Origin of the sequence: Rathayibacter sp. PhB186 (assembly GCF_003751825.1) — a bacterium.
In the GTDB taxonomy this organism is placed as follows: Bacteria; Actinomycetota; Actinomycetes; order Actinomycetales; family Microbacteriaceae; genus Rathayibacter; species Rathayibacter festucae.
This window is the reverse complement of the sequence record NZ_RJKO01000004.1, coordinates 106001-123150: the sequence shown is the minus strand read 5'-3', so window position 1 is coordinate 123150 and position 17150 is coordinate 106001. Positions and strand designations below refer to the sequence as shown.

Sequence of the window (17150 nt, the reverse complement as noted above, 5' to 3'; positions counted from 1 at the left end):
CGGTACGGGTGTCGCCGTCAGGTGGCAGCGGCCGGCCTGAGCCACTGCAGACGGGTCGCGCAGCGGGCCGGGAACGTCCGCTCGAGACCGACTGCTCCACATGCAGCGACGGCGGCCGGATCGCATTCATTCAGCCGCCTCCGGCGAACCGTCGGTCGTCCACTCCAGTAGAACGGTGCCGGGGAGAGACGGCATCGTCAGGCGAGCGCCTCCTGGCACATCCAGTAGCGTCGCGCCGCTATCGTGCGGGAGTCGGATCCATGCGTCGGCGGGCACACCCGGCAGCAGGACCGAGTCGCCGGTCGACGTCTCCGTGAGCGCCCATCCGCCGAGCGCCGCCGGGAACGCGCCCTCTGCGAAACGACCCGGGACGGGCCGTCGCCACACGGTCAGCCAGGATCGGGACGCCGAATGCAGCCCGAGCGCTACCCATTCGTCCTCCCACGCTGGCAGGCCGAGCGGCCAGAACGGCAGCGCGTCGCGCACGAACGGTCGCAGGCTCTTGTGCACGCCGATCCACTCGGCGACGCGGGCAATCTGCGGCGCGGAGAGCAGGTCGATCCGTCCGCTCAGATGCACCCGCTGCAGCACCGACTGCGCCATCGTCAGATCGATCATCGCGTCGCTGTGCTCGGGCTGCGGATACGACCACACGGCGGCCTGCTCCGGCAGCACAGCGGACGGCGCAGCCGCGGCGATCGCCACATTCGACAGCGGATTCTCCTGATCGCTCGTCGACTGCAACTGCGATACCGAGAGCTGTCCGTAATCGACGCGCATCCCTCCCGACGAGCAGTTCTCCAGCACGAGTGCCGGGTGCCGGTCGAGCACCCCGGCAAGCCATGCGAGGTAGGCCCGGTTGTGGCCGAGCAACCCCTCCCCGAGGGAGGCGGCCTCGATTTCCGTCCCCTCGCCGATGTTGATGTTGTGATCGAGCTTCAGATAGCCGACGCCGTAGTCCGCGACAAGCCGGTCGACGACACCGTTCATCCGGTCGACGACCGCCGGGTGGCGGTAGTCGAGATGGTACCGACCATGCTCGGCCACAGGGCGCCCCTCGCGAGTGAAGTAGGCCTCGGGCGGGAGCTCCGTGAGCGCCGGCGATTCGACACCGATCACCTCCGGTTCCAACCAGAGCCCCGGCGTCATCCCGCGATCGCGGATGCGGTCAAGGACGACCGTGAGCCCGCCGGGGAAGCGCTGTGTCGACTCCTCCCAGACGCCGACCGTCGTCCACCAGCCCGCATCGTCGGAGTACCAGCCCGCGTCGATCACGAAGCACTCCGCGCCGATCCGAGCGGCCGCGTCGATCAACGGCAGCAGCTTCTCCGTGGTCGGGTCGCCCATCAGGGCGTTCATGTAGTCGTTCAGAATCACCGGTGCGGCGTCGCGATCCGGATGCGGTCGGACGATGGCCCGGCGATGCTGCGTCAGAGCACCGATCGCATCGTCGAACGAGCCGACGACCACGGCCAGCCCGACGGTCACCGTCTCGAAGCCGTCGCCGGGGCTCACGCGTGTGCGCCAATGGTGCTGGCGGAACGTCGGTCCGCTCACAGAGACGGCGAGATCGATGCCGATGTCAGAGAACTCGGTGTGCCAGGCCCCGTTGTGCTCGAGCTGCCACGCCCACGCGATACCGCGCGCCGGCGCGGTCACCACCGCGACAGGGAGATGCGACCCGGTGGACCAGGCACCGATCGCACCGATGCTCTCGCTCGCTCGGACATTGCTCGTCGAGGGCCCGATTCCGCCGTCGACGAAGCCGAGCTCCGCCAGGCTTCGCGCCGACCAGCGGTATTCGGCTGTCCAGGTGTTACGCGCCGTGTGCACCATCAGTTCGTCGAGTACCGGCCCGTCGATGACGGCCGAGAAGCCGCCGAGAATCAGGGTGCTGAGGTACTCCACGACGATCTCGCCCTTCCCCTCGTTGACGACCCGGTTGCGCAGCTGCACCGCGTCCGGGGCGGTCGCGACGATCGAGGTGGTCACCGTCGCTCCGGATCGCGCGTCGTGCTGGGTGATCGCGAGTGCGCGTCCATCCGGTTCCGTCTTGTGCGAGACGTAGCGCAGTCGCCGGCTCGCCGCGTAGTTGCGATGGCGAGCATTGTGGCTGTGCCGCACGTGACTCTCGCCGCCGAGGGAGAGTTCTACCAGCACGGGTTCGCTGCGTGCGTCGAGCTGAGCCGCAAGGGGAGGCTCGGTACCGGAGGGTGTTGCGGAGGTGAGCCACACCGGCTGCTCCGGGCCGTATCGGAGCGTGAAGTGCACGCCGCCTACCGTGATTGCGAGGTCGGTCGTGGTCATAGTCGTCGCTTCCTTCCGAGGAGCTGTCACGAGATCTGCGCGCGATGAAGCCGCGCGTACGCGCCGTCGACGCGCAGGAGTTCGTCGTGCGATCCGACCTCGACGATGCGCCCGTGGTCGAGAACGACGATGCGGTCGGCCGAGCGCACCGTCGAGAGCCGGTGAGCGACCACCAGAGTCGTGCGCCCCGCCATCAACCTCTCGAGCGCCTCCTTGACCAGGCTCTCCGACGTGCTGTCGAGCGCCGAGGTCGCCTCGTCCAGCAGCAGGATGCGCGGGTTGCGCACGAGCGCCCGTGCGATGGCGAAGCGCTGGCGCTGCCCGCCCGACAGGCGGGCACCACGTTCGCCGACCATAGTGTCCAGGCCCGCGGGCATCTCTTCGACGATGCCGAGAGCGTTGGCGTCGCGCAGGGCGGCCAGCACCCGGTCATCGCCCACTCCGTCGAGTCCGTAGACGATGTTGTCTCGGATCGAACCCTCGAACAGCACCGACTCCTGCGGAACGACTGAGACGAAGCGCCGAACCGTGCGCAGGTCCAGTTCCTCCATATCGCGACCGTCGAGCAGGATGTGACCCTGCGTGGGCCGGAGGAAGCCGAGCACGAGGTTCAGTAGGGTCGACTTGCCGGATCCGGAGGATCCGACGAATGCGACGGTCTCCCCCGGCTCGATCGAGATTCCGATGTCGTCCAAGGCCGTGCGTTCGTCGTCGGGATAGCTGTAGCCGACCCCCTCGAGCGTGATGGCTCCGCGCACCGCGTCGACCTCGACCTTGCCGTGGTTGTGTTCGATGTCCGGATCCTCGAGCACCTCGGCGATCGAGCGGATCGACTCGAGGCCCCGCGTGATGACCGGGGTGAGGCCGAGCAACGAGACCACCGCGCTCGTGAGCAGTGTGAAGTAGGTGCTCAACAGCACCACCTGCCCGGGTGTGATGGGCAGGGTCGCGGTCAACGACGCCCAGGACGCAGCGACCAGGCAGCCGACGCCGAGGATCTGGAACGAGACCCACGACACCGCGCCGAACCCGCTGTTGACGCGGTCGAGCGAGGAGCCGGCGTGCCGTACCGTCTCGGCGACGTCGTTCACGCGCGTCGTCGCCACCCGCTCGAGCCCGTGAGCTCGTGTGATCGGCAGCAGCGTCGCCATCTCTCCGACCCGAGCTGAGAACTGCTCCACCTGACGCCTGAACTGCTCGTTGCGCCGCCTCGACCTCTTCCGGACCAGCACCACGAGCGTGACGGAGAGCGGCACGGTGAGCAAGAAGATCGGTACGAATGCGGGCACGCTGATCGCCGTCATCGTCAGCGCTCCCATGAGCACGCAGATCGCGGAGGCGGCCGGCGGGAAGGACTGCTGAAGCATGAGTTCGAGGTTCTCGACGTCCCGGACGACCTTCGTCTGAATGACGGAGGAGCTGGAGCGGGCGTGGAAACCGATCGACAGGCTCTGCAGGCGAGCCGCCAGGGTATTGCGCAGACGTGCACCCAAGCCGCGGTACACCCCGCTGAACAGCGTCGTGAACACCAGCTGGCTCGGGAGGTTCTGCAGCAGCAGCACTCCCGCGATCGCCGCGGTGCCCCAGAGGTGCGAGACGTCGCGCCCCTGCACGACCGTGTCGATGATGTTCGAGGTCAGCACCGGCAGCAGCCACAACGGACTGTCCTTGAAGATGAAGGCCACCGCCGCACCGGCCAGCCGGCCGCCGGACGGTGCGAGGAGCCGCCGCAGCGTCGCCACGGGGCGGTCCCCCTGGAATCGGATGTCGCGCATGTGCTGCCCTCGTGCTCCCGGCTCGTCATCGGATTCGTCGTATCTGCGGGACGGATGGAGCGGATCGTCAGTGCACGCCCAGCACCCCGTCAACGCGGCGCACGATGCCCAGCGGATTGCCATCGCGCAGGGCGGCGGGCAGCACAGCCGCGGGTGCCGTCTGGTAGGTGACGGGACGGAGAAACCGTCGTATGGCAGTCGCCCCGACCGAGGTGAACACGGAGGTGCTGGCCGGGTACGGCCCGCCGTGCTGCTGTGACCACGTCACCGCGACTCCCGTCGGCCAGCCGCCGAAGAGCAGACGCCCCGCCTTCGACCGCAACGCGTCTACCAGGTCGCCGAGGGGTTCTTCCGGCTCGGCGTGGACGGTCGCGGTGAGAGAGCCCGGCACCACGGCGAGCGTCGCGAGCAGCTCGGCTTCGGAGGCGTACTCCACCAGCACCGTGACCGGTCCGAAGCACTCCTCCAGCAGTACGTCGGGTCGTTTCAGCAGCGTGGCGACATCCGTGCGGAGCGCGACGGCCGTCGCGCCGTCGGCGCCCTGCTCCGGGTCGCCCGCGACGACGGAGACACCGGGCTCGGCGGAGAGCGCGGCGAGCCCGCGTGGGAAGGAAGCGCGGATGGATTCGGTGAGCAGGACCGCGCCGCGTCGGGTCGGGATCTCCGGTGCGAGCGCGGCGGCGAAGTCTGAACCGGAGGGGACGAATACGAGGCCCGGCTTGGTGCAGAATTGGCCCGCTCCCATAGTGAAGGACCCCGCGAGGCCCGCCGCGAGCTCCGCTCCACGCGCCGCCGCCGCCGCCGCCGTGATGACGACCGGATTGAGGCTGCCCAGCTCGCCGTAGAAGGGGATGGGCACCAGACGAGACACCGCCCTGTCGAAGAGTGCACGTCCACCGCTGACCGAACCAGTGAATCCGACCGCGGTGATCAACGGATGCTCGACGAGCGCGATCCCCGCCTCGTGTCCGGAGACGAGGGCGAAGAGGCCGTCCGGCGCTCCCGCCGCGACGAGTGCTGCCATGACGATCTCGGCCGTCAACGTCGACGTCTCCGGGTGCCCGGGGTGCGCCTTCACGACGACCGGGTTCCCCGCAGCGAGCGCCGACGCGGTGTCGCCACCGGCGACCGAGAATGCGAACGGGAAGTTCGACGCGGCGAAGACGGCGACCGGTCCGAGCGGCACCAGGAGTCGACGCATGTCGCCGTTCGGCGGCGTGTTCGCGGGGTCGGCGTGATCGATCGTGGCCTCGAGGTAGGAGCCTTCGCGGATCACGGCGGCGAAGAGGCGCAACTGCGCAGTGGTGCGAGCGAGCTCGCCGGGGAGCCGCGGACTGCCGAGGTGCGTCTCCGCGTCGGCGATCGCGACGAGATCGTCGGAGCGCGAGTCCAAGGCGGTCGCGACGGCCTCGAGCCAGAGAGCACGCTCCTCCTCCGTCGCCCGGAGTGCGGCAGCGGCCGCGTGGTCGGCGCGCTGCATGACGATGTCGAGCTGCTCGCGGGTGGTTTCGGTGCTCGTCAGGATACTCATCTCGGGTTTCTCTCGTTTCCGGATCTGAAGGAGGGGTCGAGGACTGCTTCGGGCCGAGCGTCTAGGCGAAGGCGAAGCCGAGGCCGGACGCCGTCCGCGCCGTCAGTCGCCCGCCGGCCACAGTGACGCCCGTCGGACGGCGGAGCAGGCCGAGGCTCTCGAACGACGCGTCCTCCACGTCCTCCACCCAGCACTCCGCGGGCAGGGTGAGCGCCAACTGTCCGGAGAGCTCGGGGAGCAGGTGCGGCGCGATAGCGACTCCGTGCACGCGCGCCAGCTCGGCGATGCGCAGGAACGGGGTGATGCCGCCGACGCGGACGATGTTGGGTTGGACGATGTCGCACGCGCCGGCCTCGATCAGATCACGGAAGCGGTACAGCGTGTGCGCGTTCTCACCTAAAGCGACCGGGACGTCGATCGACGCGCGCAGCTGGGCGTAGGCCCACGTGTCATCCGCGCGCAGAGGTTCCTCGATCCAGTCGAGTCCGAACGGCGCTAGTGCGGCGACGGCGCGACGCGCGGTCGGGAGGTCCCAGCGCTGATTCGCGTCGATCATCAGCCGGCGACTCGGGCCGAGCACCTCGCGCACGGCGGCCAGCCGATCGACGTCCTCCTGCACGTCCGGCTTGCCGACCTTCACCTTGACCGCGCCGAACCCGGATGCGACCCAGCGACGCACCTGAGCGACCAGCTCCTCGAGCGTGTAGTGCAGATTCACTCCACTGCCGTACGCCGCCACGCTGTCCCTGCGCCGGCCGAGATGCTCGACCATCGGGAGTCCGGCGGCGCGTGCCTCCCTGTCCCACAGCGCGAGGTCGACGCCGGCCATGGCGATCGTCGTGAGGCCGCCGGAGCCCGCTTCGTGCAAACGGGCCCAGAGCGCATCCCACATCGGGGCGACGCTCACCGGCCGGTCGAGCACGAAGGAACGGACATCGTCTTCGATCAGCGCGAGCAGAGCGCGCGGACCGATGGTCGGGGTCCACGAGAATCCCGTGCCGGTGCTGCCGTCCGACGCGGTGATCGTCGTCTCGACTACGTGCGTCTCGGTGACGTCTTCGCCCCACGGACGCCGCAGCGGCACGGAGCGCAGCCGCGCATCCAGCCGCGCGATCGTCGGAACGGGGACCGATTCCATCATGCGGCCGAGGCGGCGAGCACCGGTGCACCGACGTTCTCGAAGCCGGCGTCCAGTACACGTGCCAATTCCGCCAGCTGCTCCGGATTCGGGTCGACCAGTGGCGCCCGAACCGAGCCCACCGGAAGGCCGCGCAGTCGCAGGCCGGCCTTGATCAGGGAGACGCCGAAGCCCGGAACTTGATCGCGCAGACGGACGAGAGGACGGTAGAAGGCATCGAGGAGCTGCATTCTCCGCACGTCGTCACCCGACGTGTACGCATCGTAATGGGCGACGGCAATCTCCGGTGCCATCGCGAAGGCGGCGGAGGAGTAGAGCGGCAGACCCAGCCCTCGGTACGCACCCTGGGTCAGCTCCGCGGTGAGGAGCCCGTTGAAGAATTGGAAGTCGGTGCGACCGGTCGCCGCGACGGCCAGCACGATCTCCTGAGCGCGGCCGACATCGCCCGTGCCGTCTTTGAAGCCGACCACCTTCGGATTCGCAGCGAGGCGGGTCACCGTCTCGGCCGTATAGGCGGCGGTGCCTCGGTGGTACAAGATGACGGGCAGCGGTGAGGCGGAAGCGATCGCCTCCACGTACGCCACCAAGCCGTCGCCGGTTCCCGAGACGAGATAGGGCGGCAGCACGAGCAATGCGTCGGCCCCCACCTCCGCGGCATCACGGGCGATTTCGATCGCGTTGCCCAGCGACCCGCCGGTACCGGCGACCACGGGCACGGCGCCGCCCGCCGCGGCGACCGCCTCGACCGTCGCTGCCACGACCGTGCGCACCTCCGACGTGGAGAGAGCGTGGAACTCGCCCGTCCCGCAGGCGGGGAACACCCCACCCGGCAGATAGGGCAGACGGGACGCGACGTGCTCGCCGAGCAGCGCCGTGTCGACGCTTCCGGACGGGGTGAACGGGGTGACGGGGAAGAAGAGCACGCCGTCGAAGTCGAGAGTGAGAGTGGTCATGATCGTGCGGATCCTCCAGTGGGTACGGACAGCGGGGAGCGGGATGCGGAGCCCGCCGGCGGCGCCGAATCCGTGCGTGGATCGATCAGTTCGCTGCGCCAGCTGCGCTTAGCCCGCCATCCGAGGAGGCGCTCCGCCTTCGCCGAGCTGAACGCGGGACTCGTACCCACGAGGGGCGCGGCGAGGTCCGACGCGCCGTCGAGATAGCGAGGTACGAGCTGGTCGAGCGATTCCCGGGCGAAGGCGTCGGCTGCCCCGACGAAGAACACCGACCCGTTCGGAGCGTGTTCGGCGCGCTCGATCCATGTGAGCACGAAGTCCGCGGCATCGCGGGCGTCGACGTAGTTGAACAGAGAGACCGCGGCGTACTCCGGCTGGTCCAGGCGCTCGTGCAAGGTGTGTCCTTGCTGCGTCGGCGCACCGTGCCATTCCTCCGGAGCGATCACGAAGCACGGGCGGAAGGCACCGAAACGCACGGCATCCCCCTCTCGGGCGACCGCCATGGCGATCACCTCCTCGATCACCAGTTTCGAGAGCGCGTAGGCGTTCCAGGGAGCGCGCGGGTGCTCCTCGTCGATCGGCAGATACTCGGGGAGCCAGCCCTGCGGCGAGCCGTACCCGATCACGGTGGGCGAGGATGCGGCCAGGACTCGCGAGGCGCCCGCGGCGACGGCACCGTCGACGACGTTCCAGGTCAGGGCCGTGTTGGTACGGAGGATCACATCCTCGGGCGCGCTGAATGGAACGGCGATCGCGGCGAGGTGCACCACGGCATCCGGTTGCGCGGCGACCAAGGCGTCGCGAGTGGCGGCCGTGTCCGTGAGGTCGAGCACCCGTTGCTCGGCCGGCAGTCCGTCGATGCTCTCGCGATCGATCGAGATCACCTCGTGCCCCGCCTGCGCGAGACCGATCACCACGCTGCGGCCGAGTCTCCCTGAGCCGCCAGTGACGATGATGCGGCTCACTCTGCGCCTCCCGAGGGGGGCGCAGTGCCGACCAGGTCGGTACCGAGGTCGAGATCGCGGACGAGCACGGCCTGCCCGGTATCGAGGGAACGATTTCCCGCAATTCCCACGGCAACGGAGCGCACCCCGTCGAGATATCCGGCCGGACGCTTGAGCTCGTCGTCGTCCGGGCCGAGGAAGACGTCGCGGAGCAGGATGACGTCGCCGCCGCCGTGCGCCGAATCGCCGTCGCCCTCGATGATGACCTCGCGCGCCGTCTCCCAGTGCCGCTGCACGATGAGGCGTTCGCTCGGCGGGCGGATGCTCGCCGCCTGGCCGTTCTCAGGAGAGGCGCTCGGATCGATCGTGTCGTGCGCGAGCACGGAGCCCCGCTCGACGACGGTCAGCTCGGCTCGCCCCAGCGTGCCGTTGACGACGACCGTGTAGCCCTCCCACGGGGCGTGGGCGTTCAGCGAGTACGACATCGTCGGGCCGCCGGAGTAGTCGACGACGAGCGCGAGATTGTCCTCGATCGTGATACCCGCGTCGAAGACGTCCTTGTCGCGGCGGTAGCCGTCGAGGTGCTCGTTCTCGAGATAGAGCGCCGCCAGCGTCTCGTCGCTTCGCAGATCGAGCAGGAACGGATCCCGCTCGAAGCCGTCCACCGTACCGCGCTCGGGTCGTTCGCCGAGGCCGCGGGCGACGGCGTTGTCGCGCCCGTAGAAGCGCAGGCCCCCGGACGCGAACACTCGCGACGGCACATCGTCGATCCACCAGTTGACGAGGTCGAAATGGTGGGACGCCTTGTGAATCAGAAGTCCCCCGGAGCTGGCCTTGTCGCGGTGCCAGCGGCGGAAGTAGTCGGCACCGTGGTTCGTGTCGAGCACCCATTCGAAGTGCACGGAGGTGACGGTGCCGATCTCGCCGGAGTGGATCAGCTTCTTCAGCGCAGTGTTGCGCGGCGAGTACCGGTAGTTGAAGGTGACGACGACCGACTTGCCCGTCCCTTCGCTGGAGGCGATGATCGCCCGGGTGCCCTCGGCGTCGATCGTGAGCGGCTTCTCGACCACGACGTCCGCGCCCGCGGCCTGCGCGCGGACAACCATCTCCGCGTGCGTGTAGTCGGGTGAGGCGATGATGACGCGGTCGATGCGCGACTCGCGGATCATTTCTGCAACCGCGTCCGGATGATAGAACGCGGGGCGCGGCGCACCCGCCGCCACGACGGCATCCGCGTGGAACGCCATGCGGCCGTCGTTCACGTCGCACAGCGCGACGAGTTCGGCGACATCGGAGTGCTCTCCCGTGATGGCGCCCACGTACATGCGGGAGCGCATCCCGGCGCCGATGATGCCGTAACGAGTCTTCGTCATTGAGTCCCTCCGAGAAGTCCGTCCGCCGCGCCGGCCCCCGACGGCGTCATCCGTCGGGCCGGCCGCGCCCCGCGGACCTGAAGGACCTGCAGGCTGAGAAATCGATTCCCGACACAGCGTGAAGCCATTAGACCAGGAATAGGAGGGCCCGTCAAACAAGTCCGAAGCGCCTTTCGGGCAATGCGGCGCCGCGTGGACCGGGTCGCGGTAGCCTCCTGTGAAAGGGTTTCCCGATGGCGGGTCGCCCTCCCGGAATCCCAGGAGTCGCACCATGGCCCGCGCAGCACGCACCAAGTCCGCCACCATCAATGCGGTAGCGAAGCACGCGGGCGTCTCCCCCTCGACCGTGTCGCGCGTGATGAACGGCAACGTCACGGTGGATAGGGACATCGCGACCAGGGTGAAAGCCTCCGCACGGGAACTCGATTATTCGCCCAGCCCGCTGGCGCGGTCGCTGGTGCTCGGGCGGACGATGACCGTCGCGGTGCTGGTCCCCGATCTGGCGAACCCGACCTTTCAGAGCATCATGCGCGGCGTCAGCTGGGCCGCAGCGAAGGACGGCTACCGGGTGCTGGTCGCCGACTCGATCGAGACCGCGAGCGAGGAGTCCATCCTCGCGGTGGAAGTGCGGCGGCGGTGCGACGCCCTCGTGCTGTGCGCCCCGCGCATGCCGGAGGCGCAACTCATCGCACTGACCGAGGAGTTGGCCCCCGTGGTGCTGATCAACCGCGACAGTCCGGCCGTCGTGGTGCCCATCGTCACCGCCGACTACGAGGCCGGGATCCGGCCGCTCGCCGAGCACCTCTACGGCCTCGGCCATCGGCGCATCGCCTATCTCGAAGGCAACCCCGAGTCGGCCTCCAATCGATCGCGCGCCGATGGCCTCGCAGCGTTCGCGGCGCTGCGAACGGATGCCGAGATCGTGACCATCCCCTGCGGAGTGACCTTCGAGCACGGCCATTCGAAAGCCGACGCCGTCCTCGCGTCGGAGGCGACCGGTGTGCTCGGATTCAATGACCTCGTCGCGATGGGCCTGCTCTCGGGCCTGCATGAACGCGGGATCGCCGTGCCGCAACAGGTCTCTGTGACGGGCTTCGACGACATCCCGTTCGCGCGGTACACGACTCCGCCGCTGACGACGGCCTCCGTCCCGGTGGTCGAGCTCGGCGAACTCGCTTGGAAACGCCTGCATGCGTTATTGGAAGGCGAGACGCCCGATCACAACATCAACTTCCGGCCGCGGCTGGAGATCCGTGGGAGCACCGGTCCGGTTCCACAGTGACCCGCCCGAACACGGCGCCCGTGAGCGCGGGCGTGCCCGCAGTCGCGCACGCGAACAGTCCGAGCTCGGCTCCGACCCAGTGCCCGGCCGTCACCTCGAACCCCTCGAGTGCGCTCACCCACTCGCCTCCCCCGCGACGGTAGTCCAGTCCGGCGACGGCTTCCGAGCAGAATCGGTCCGCGACCGTCGTGCGGATACGCAGCTCGACGGTCTCCTCCGGCTCTGTGGGGCCGAGATCGACGGTGCGTTCGTCGACGGAACCGGAACCCGTCGAAGGATCCGCCGCGGTGCCGACGCGCAGCGTCGTCCCGCTGAAGGTTCGAACGAGGCCGATCCAGGCATAGCTGCGTCCGAGCAGCACCAGGCCGGCCCGCACCGCACCGTCGGCTGCGGCGCCGTCGAGCCGCACCGACGTGCTGAACACCGACGAGACCCCGGGCAGCTGCTGGCCGAGCACACTCGGAACGGCGCGCAGCGACCCGAGATCGCTTGTCGTCACCTGCATCCGCAGGAAGCCGTCGCCGCGCAACTCCGCCGCGTCCTCCGGTCGGTTCGCCTGCCAGCGCCACTGCAGGCCGAGCGCGGTGCCGCTCCAGTCGTCGGAGCGCGCCGGGGAGGAGGGCACCGCACCGACCGCACCGGCGGGCAACGGATGCTCCAGCACCGGCTCGCCGTCGATGCCCATGACCGGCCAACCCGCGTCGTTCCACCGCATCGGCTGCAAATGCAGCACACGGCCGAAGACGCCGCGATCCTGGAAGTGCAGGAACCAGTCCTCCCCCTCCGGCGTCGTCACCCAGGCACCCTGATGCGGCCCGTTGACCGCGGTGTCGCCCTGCTGCAGCACGATGCGGCCCTCGTACGGCCCCAGGATCGAGCGCGAGCGGAACACGGACTGCCACCCGTCCGTCACTCCGCCCGCCGGCGCGAAGATCCAGAACCAGCCGTCGCGCCAGTAGAGCTTGGGGCCCTCGAGCGTCGAGTACCCCGGAAGTCGATCGGCGTCGATGACCGTCACGGGAGCGCTGAGCACGCGCCGCGCATCCGGACTGATCTCGACGACGCTCAGGCGATTCGCCACACCGCTCCGGCTGCGCGCCCAGCCGAACACCATCCACGCCCGCCCGTCATCGGTCCAGAGCGGGCAGGGGTCGATGACACCGAGACCGGGAAGCAGGGTGTGCGGTGCCGACCACGGCCCCGCCGGGTCCGTGGCGGTGGTGACGAGGATGCCGCGGTCGGGATCCGGTACGAAGAGGAAGAAGACTCCGTCACGGTGGCGAATCGCCGGCGCCCAGACCCCCGCGCCGTGCCGCGGCAGCGCGAAGTGCTCGGCGGGCTCGATTGTCGGCAGCGCGCGAGCGAGCAGGCGCCAGTTCACGAGGTCGCGCGAGTGCAGGACGGGCAGCCCGGGGGCGGTGGAGAAACTCGACGTCACCAGGTAGTAATCCGCTCCTACTCGGATCCCGTCCGGGTCTGGCCAGTCCTCGTTCAACAGCGGATTCGTATAGGTCCCCCGTGCGGCTTCGGCTGCTCCGCCGCCGCCCTCGAACTGCTCGGTCATCGTCGTCCTCCCGGAGTGGTACGCGTCGGCGCCGTTGACGGTGGCTGGCGCGCACGGGTATCGTATCTGAGAAAACGTTTCCTCGTTGGGTACGATCTGCACCCGGTCGGCTGCGAGGGATGAGGGAGACCACGATGACCATGACCGCGCCGATCACCCCGCCCCTTGCCCTACCGCCGACGGCGCCCCCGAGAGAATCCGCCGCACTGCGTTCGCGAGCAGGGGCCGAACATGCCGCGAAACTCGTGGCCGTGCGGCGCATCCTGGCCGATCGTGAGGCCGAGGCCATCGCTCTGACCAGCCCCGGGGCGGTGGGCTGGCTTCTCGCCGGCGCGCGCGTCCAGGTCTCCCTCGCCGGAGATCCGGTGGTTGCAGTGGTCGTCACGGCCGATGAGGAGACCGTGTTCGTCTTCGCGAACGAGGTCGACCGGCTGCAGCAGGAGGAACTGCCTCCCGGCGTCGAGACGGCACTCGTCCGGTGGGACCACTCGCTCCTGCCGCCGCACCGCCGGGCAGGCGCGGCAGGAGTCCTGCACGAGCAGGACATCCTCGCCGCGCTGCGTGCCGCCCGCGCCGCGCTGGTGCCGGACGAGATCGAGCGCTACAGCCGCCTCTGCCGAGACTCCGCCGCTCTCATGACCAAGGTTCTCGCCGACGTGCGCCCGGAGCACAGCGAGCGATCGGTCACCGCACGCCTCGCCCACGCCGTCCAGGACGTCGGCGCCGACGTCCTGGTCGCGCTCGGTGCCGGCAGATCCCGCTTGGGATTCCGGCACCCGCTGCCCACCTCCGCCCCCGTCGGCGACCTCGCGATGTTCGTGCTCTGCGCACGCCGAGACGGCTTGATCGCGAACCTCACCCGCTGGGTGCGGTTCGGGCCCGCGTCCGTCTCCGAGCTCGACGCGCAGAAGCGCATCCTGAGCGTCGAAGCCGACTACTTCGCTGCCACCCGGGCAGGCTCCGTGCTGGCCGACGTGTTCGCGGCCGGTTGCGCCGCCTACTCCCGGCACGGGTTCGCCGCCGACGAGTGGACCCGGCACCATCAGGGCGGCCCTTGCGGCTACAACGGCCGCGATCCGCGAGCGAGCGCCGACGTGCCGGATCTCATCGTCCTCGATCAGGCTTTCGCCTGGAATCCGAGTGCACCCGGCGTGAAGGTCGAGGACACGGTCCTCCTGACCGAAAACGGGATCCGCGTGCTGACGGCTGATCCCGGATGGCCGACGGTCACCGTCGGCGGCATCGCCCGGCCGACGGTATGGGAGCTCTGAGCGCCGTGGTCGGCCTGAAGATCCGCTCTCGAGCGACGATCTCGGAACTCCGGGTCACACCGATCGCCTTCGCGGATCCGCCACTGCTCAACTCCGACGGCGTGCACGAGCCGCACGTCCTGAGAGCCGTGCTGGAGCTCGTCGTCGACGACGGACGCGGTGGCGAGGTCATCGGTCTCGGTGAGTGCACCGGGCATTCCTTCCAGCTCGATTGGCTGAACCTGGTGGGCGCATATCTCGTGGGCCGCAGTGTCTTCGACACCGCCGGTCTGCGCGCATTGGTCGACCGCCTCCTCCTCGGCGAGGACGAGTCCGTCGATGCGAGCCCGAACGCATCCTGGCGCCGCTGGGCCGATCGACCGCGAGCCGAAGGGTCGCCGAGTGCCGAATCACGGGGCGCAGCGCCCCTCCCCGCCGCCCTCTTCGACCGGCGTCGGGTGTACTCCGCTCTGGAGGTCGCGTGTCTCGATGCGCAGGGGCGCCTCCTCGGCGTCCCGGTCGTCGATCTCCTGGGCGGGCGCGTGCGAACCGCCGTTCCCTACAGCGGCTACCTCTTCTACAAATGGGCCGAGCATCCAGCAACCGGTTCCGCCGCCGCGATCGCAGACGAATGGGGAGCCGCTCTCGATCCTGCGGGGATCGTGCGCCAAGCCGAACGGATGATCTCCCTCTACGGATTCGGATCGCTCAAGCTGAAGGGAGGTGTCTTCCCTCCGGACGAGGAGGTCGCCGCCATCCGCGCGCTGAACACCGCCTTCCCCGGTGTGCCGTTGCGTATCGACCCGAACACGGCATGGACTCTGAAGACGTCGCTGCGCGTCGCCCGAGAATTGGAGGGCGTTCTTGAGTATCTAGAGGATCCGGTGCGCGGCTTCGAAGCGATGGGGGTCGTCGCGCGGTCCACCTCCATACCTCTCGCGACCAACATGGTCGTCGTATCGCTGGAGACGATCCGTCCGGCGATCGAGCACGGCTCCGTCCAGATCGTGCTCGCCGACCACCACTACTGGGGCGGTCTGCGCGGAACGACCACCCTGGGCGATGTCTGCATCGCCGCGGGATTCGGGCTCTCGATGCACTCGAACTCGCACCTCGGGATCAGCCTCGCCGCGATGACGCACGCCGCGGCGGCCACCCCCAACCTCGCGTACGCGTGCGACACCCATTACCCGTGGAACGCGGCGAGCGACATCGTGCTGCCCGGCGCGCTGCGCTTCGTCGACGGCGCCGTTCCGGTGCCGGACGAGCCGGGCCTGGGCGTCGAGATCGACGGAGCGCGACTGGCCGAACGGCACGCCGACTACCTCGCGCTCGGCCGCGAGCACCGTAACGACACCGCCTACCTCCGCCGGGTGCAGCCCGGACTGGACCTCGCGCTGCCTCGCTGGTGACGGGTGCGGCCAGCGGCCGCCCGTCGCTGAACTGCGCGTCGATGCGCGAACGGCACAGCGCGTCGGCCCGGATGACCGCCTCGGAGAGGCGACCCTCCGGGCCGACGCGCTGTCGCCGGACGCTACTGCAGCGAAGCCGTGGTCTCGTCGATCAGGCCCTTCGCCGCGTCCGTCGTCGACATCCTGCCGAAAAGCACCTCGGATGTGTAGCGGCGCATGTTCTCCTGGAATGACGCCGAGCCGGGGGGCGAGAGCGGCGTCGACACAACATCGGGGGCGAGTGTGCTGATGAAGGTGACCACCTGCGCGTCGCCTTCGCTCAGCAGCGGGACGACCGCATCACGGACCTCGCTGTTGACGGGCGAACCGCGGCCGACGAGCAGGAGCTTGCCCGCCTCCTCCGAGTTCGTGAGGTAGTCGATGAGCATCTGCGCCTCGGCCGGGTGCTCGGTCCGCGATGCGGCGGACCAGTACTGCGAGGCACCGAACGCCAGTTCCGCCTTCTTGACGTCTCCGGCGACGCTCGGGAAGCGGAGCAGCTTCAGCCCCGACTTCGACACGACCTCCAACGAGGTCAGCTGGTTGGACGCCCAGAATCCCATCGCATAGCGGTTCAGAGCGGTACCGGTCTGCTCCAGGCCGAGACCCGTCTGCTCGGTCGCCTCGTCGGCTCCGGGGGCCGCCCCCTCGTCGACCATCCGCTTGGTGAGGTCGTAGAAGGAGGCGATGGTCTTCGTGCTGACGCCGAACTCGCCGTCCTCGGTGAAGAGCTGTTCGCCGTTCTGGCGGGCCCAGATACCGAGTTGATTGGAATCGGTACCCAGCGCCTGCGAGCCGTAGGTGCCTTCCGGGCTGTTCGCCGAGATCTTCTCGGCGATCTCCTCGTAGTCCTTCCACGTCCATGTGCTGTCGTCGGGCATCTCCACACCGGCTGCGGCGAACAGAGTCGGGTTCGCGACGATCGCGATCGAAGCGATGCCGGTCGGCACGCCCAGCTGCTCGCCATCGATGTTGGTGACCTCGGTCGTCGCCTTGTCGACGTTCGTCACGTCGACATCGGCCAGGTCCAGGAGGGCTCCACGCGAGCCGTATTCGATCACGAAGTCGCTGGTGAGCTGCTGCACATCCGGAGCGTCGTTCGCCGCGACCTGGGTGGAGAGCTTGTCGAAGTAGCCGTCGAACGGCAACGACTCGGTCTCGACGGTGATGTTCGGGTGTTCGGCTTCGAAGGCGTCGACCGCGGCGTTCGTCACGGCGGCTCGATCATCGGAGCCCCACCACACCAACCGGAGGGTGACGGGCTCCGTGCCTTGCGGGTTGGCTCCGGCGTCGTCACCGGAGCCGGAGCAGCCGGCCAGGAGCAGAGCGCTCGCGGCGAGGCCGACGAGGAGGACTCTCGAGCGGCTGATGAAGGAACGGGACACTGCGGATCTCCTTTGATCGTGATCGGCGCGGAGAGCGCCGTCGTCATCCACCGATGCTGGGTCGGCGGGCCTCCCATTCGCGGACGAACTAGAAAGCGATTTCTGCACCGTACAGAAATCGCTTTCTGGTGTCAAGGACGCGGGCCAGGCGGAGATGACGCGGGATGGGACGATGCGCCGTGCCGTCAGTTCGACCC

The 17150-nt window shown here is 69.0% G+C and carries 12 protein-coding genes; 3 read left to right on the top strand and 9 right to left on the bottom strand.

What is annotated here, in order from left to right; translation table 11 throughout:
* Nucleotides 1-126: 126 nt before the first annotated feature.
* The 7 genes from EDF45_RS12350 to EDF45_RS12320 form a co-directional block, all read right to left on the bottom strand.
* Complete coding sequence (locus EDF45_RS12350) at nt 127-2307, bottom strand: glycoside hydrolase family 36 protein (protein ID WP_123736466.1); 2181 nt, start codon at nt 2305-2307, stop codon at nt 127-129.
* Nucleotides 2308-2333: 26 nt separating this feature from the next.
* Nucleotides 2334-4082: an ABC transporter ATP-binding protein gene (locus tag EDF45_RS12345; RefSeq protein WP_123736467.1), complete on the bottom strand. Its 1749-nt coding sequence runs from the start codon at nt 4080-4082 to the stop codon at nt 2334-2336.
* Between the two features lie 67 nt (nt 4083-4149).
* The gene (locus EDF45_RS12340) at nt 4150-5613 is read right to left on the bottom strand and encodes an aldehyde dehydrogenase (NADP(+)) (RefSeq protein WP_123736468.1); all 1464 of its coding nucleotides are present in this window, start codon (nt 5611-5613) and stop codon (nt 4150-4152) included.
* 61 nt (nt 5614-5674) lie between these two features.
* Nucleotides 5675-6754: a mandelate racemase/muconate lactonizing enzyme family protein gene (locus EDF45_RS12335; protein ID WP_123736469.1), complete on the bottom strand. Its 1080-nt coding sequence runs from the start codon at nt 6752-6754 to the stop codon at nt 5675-5677.
* Entirely contained in the window at nt 6751-7704 is a 954-nt protein-coding gene (locus EDF45_RS12330; RefSeq protein WP_123736470.1) for a 5-dehydro-4-deoxyglucarate dehydratase, read from the bottom strand. The genes EDF45_RS12335 and EDF45_RS12330 overlap by 4 nt, the downstream gene beginning before the upstream one ends.
* Nucleotides 7701-8669, bottom strand: a complete 969-nt coding sequence (locus tag EDF45_RS12325) for an NAD(P)-dependent oxidoreductase (protein ID WP_123736471.1) — start codon at nt 8667-8669, stop codon at nt 7701-7703. Before EDF45_RS12325 ends, EDF45_RS12330 begins: the two co-directional genes overlap by 4 nt.
* On the bottom strand, nt 8666-10021 hold the full coding sequence (locus tag EDF45_RS12320; RefSeq protein ID WP_123736472.1) for a Gfo/Idh/MocA family protein: 1356 nt from the start codon (nt 10019-10021) through the stop codon (nt 8666-8668). Before EDF45_RS12320 ends, EDF45_RS12325 begins: the two co-directional genes overlap by 4 nt.
* Before the next feature lie 271 nt (nt 10022-10292).
* On the opposite strand from EDF45_RS12320, the gene EDF45_RS12315 reads away from it, so the two are divergent.
* On the top strand, nt 10293-11303 hold the full coding sequence (locus tag EDF45_RS12315) for a LacI family DNA-binding transcriptional regulator (protein WP_123736473.1): 1011 nt from the start codon (nt 10293-10295) through the stop codon (nt 11301-11303).
* Here the strand turns inward: EDF45_RS12315 and EDF45_RS12310 are convergent.
* A complete protein-coding gene (locus tag EDF45_RS12310; protein WP_221181122.1) occupies nt 11248-12969 on the bottom strand; it encodes a glycoside hydrolase 43 family protein in 1722 nt (573 codons plus the stop codon). The two genes, EDF45_RS12315 and EDF45_RS12310, sit on opposite strands and share 56 nt — an antisense overlap.
* Before the next feature lie 149 nt (nt 12970-13118).
* On the opposite strand from EDF45_RS12310, the gene EDF45_RS12305 reads away from it, so the two are divergent.
* On the top strand, nt 13119-14138 hold the full coding sequence (locus tag EDF45_RS12305; protein WP_260312187.1) for a Xaa-Pro peptidase family protein: 1020 nt from the start codon (nt 13119-13121) through the stop codon (nt 14136-14138).
* Complete coding sequence (locus EDF45_RS12300; protein ID WP_260312367.1) at nt 14084-15529, top strand: enolase C-terminal domain-like protein; 1446 nt, start codon at nt 14084-14086, stop codon at nt 15527-15529. The genes EDF45_RS12305 and EDF45_RS12300 overlap by 55 nt, the downstream gene beginning before the upstream one ends.
* Nucleotides 15530-15651: 122 nt before the next feature.
* Here the strand turns inward: EDF45_RS12300 and EDF45_RS12295 are convergent, their stop codons facing one another.
* Nucleotides 15652-17088, bottom strand: a complete 1437-nt coding sequence (locus tag EDF45_RS12295; RefSeq protein ID WP_185020169.1) for an ABC transporter substrate-binding protein — start codon at nt 17086-17088, stop codon at nt 15652-15654.
* Nucleotides 17089-17150 lie beyond the last annotated feature (62 nt).

Bases quoted from the DNA above. Each gene is read 5' to 3' on its own strand.
- EDF45_RS12335 (WP_123736469.1), bottom strand. From the start codon at position 6,754: ATGATGGAATCGGTCCCCGTTCCGACGATCGCGCGGCTGGATGCGCGG.
- EDF45_RS12350 (WP_123736466.1), bottom strand. From the start codon at position 2,307: ATGACCACGACCGACCTCGCAATCACGGTAGGCGGCGTGCACTTCACG.
- EDF45_RS12345 (WP_123736467.1), bottom strand. From the start codon at position 4,082: ATGCGCGACATCCGATTCCAGGGGGACCGCCCCGTGGCGACGCTGCGG.
- EDF45_RS12330 (WP_123736470.1), bottom strand. From the start codon at position 7,704: ATGACCACTCTCACTCTCGACTTCGACGGCGTGCTCTTCTTCCCCGTC.
- EDF45_RS12300 (WP_260312367.1), top strand. From the start codon at position 14,084: ATGGCCGACGGTCACCGTCGGCGGCATCGCCCGGCCGACGGTATGGGA.
- EDF45_RS12320 (WP_123736472.1), bottom strand. From the start codon at position 10,021: ATGACGAAGACTCGTTACGGCATCATCGGCGCCGGGATGCGCTCCCGC.
- EDF45_RS12340 (WP_123736468.1), bottom strand. From the start codon at position 5,613: ATGAGTATCCTGACGAGCACCGAAACCACCCGCGAGCAGCTCGACATC.
- EDF45_RS12315 (WP_123736473.1), top strand. From the start codon at position 10,293: ATGGCCCGCGCAGCACGCACCAAGTCCGCCACCATCAATGCGGTAGCG.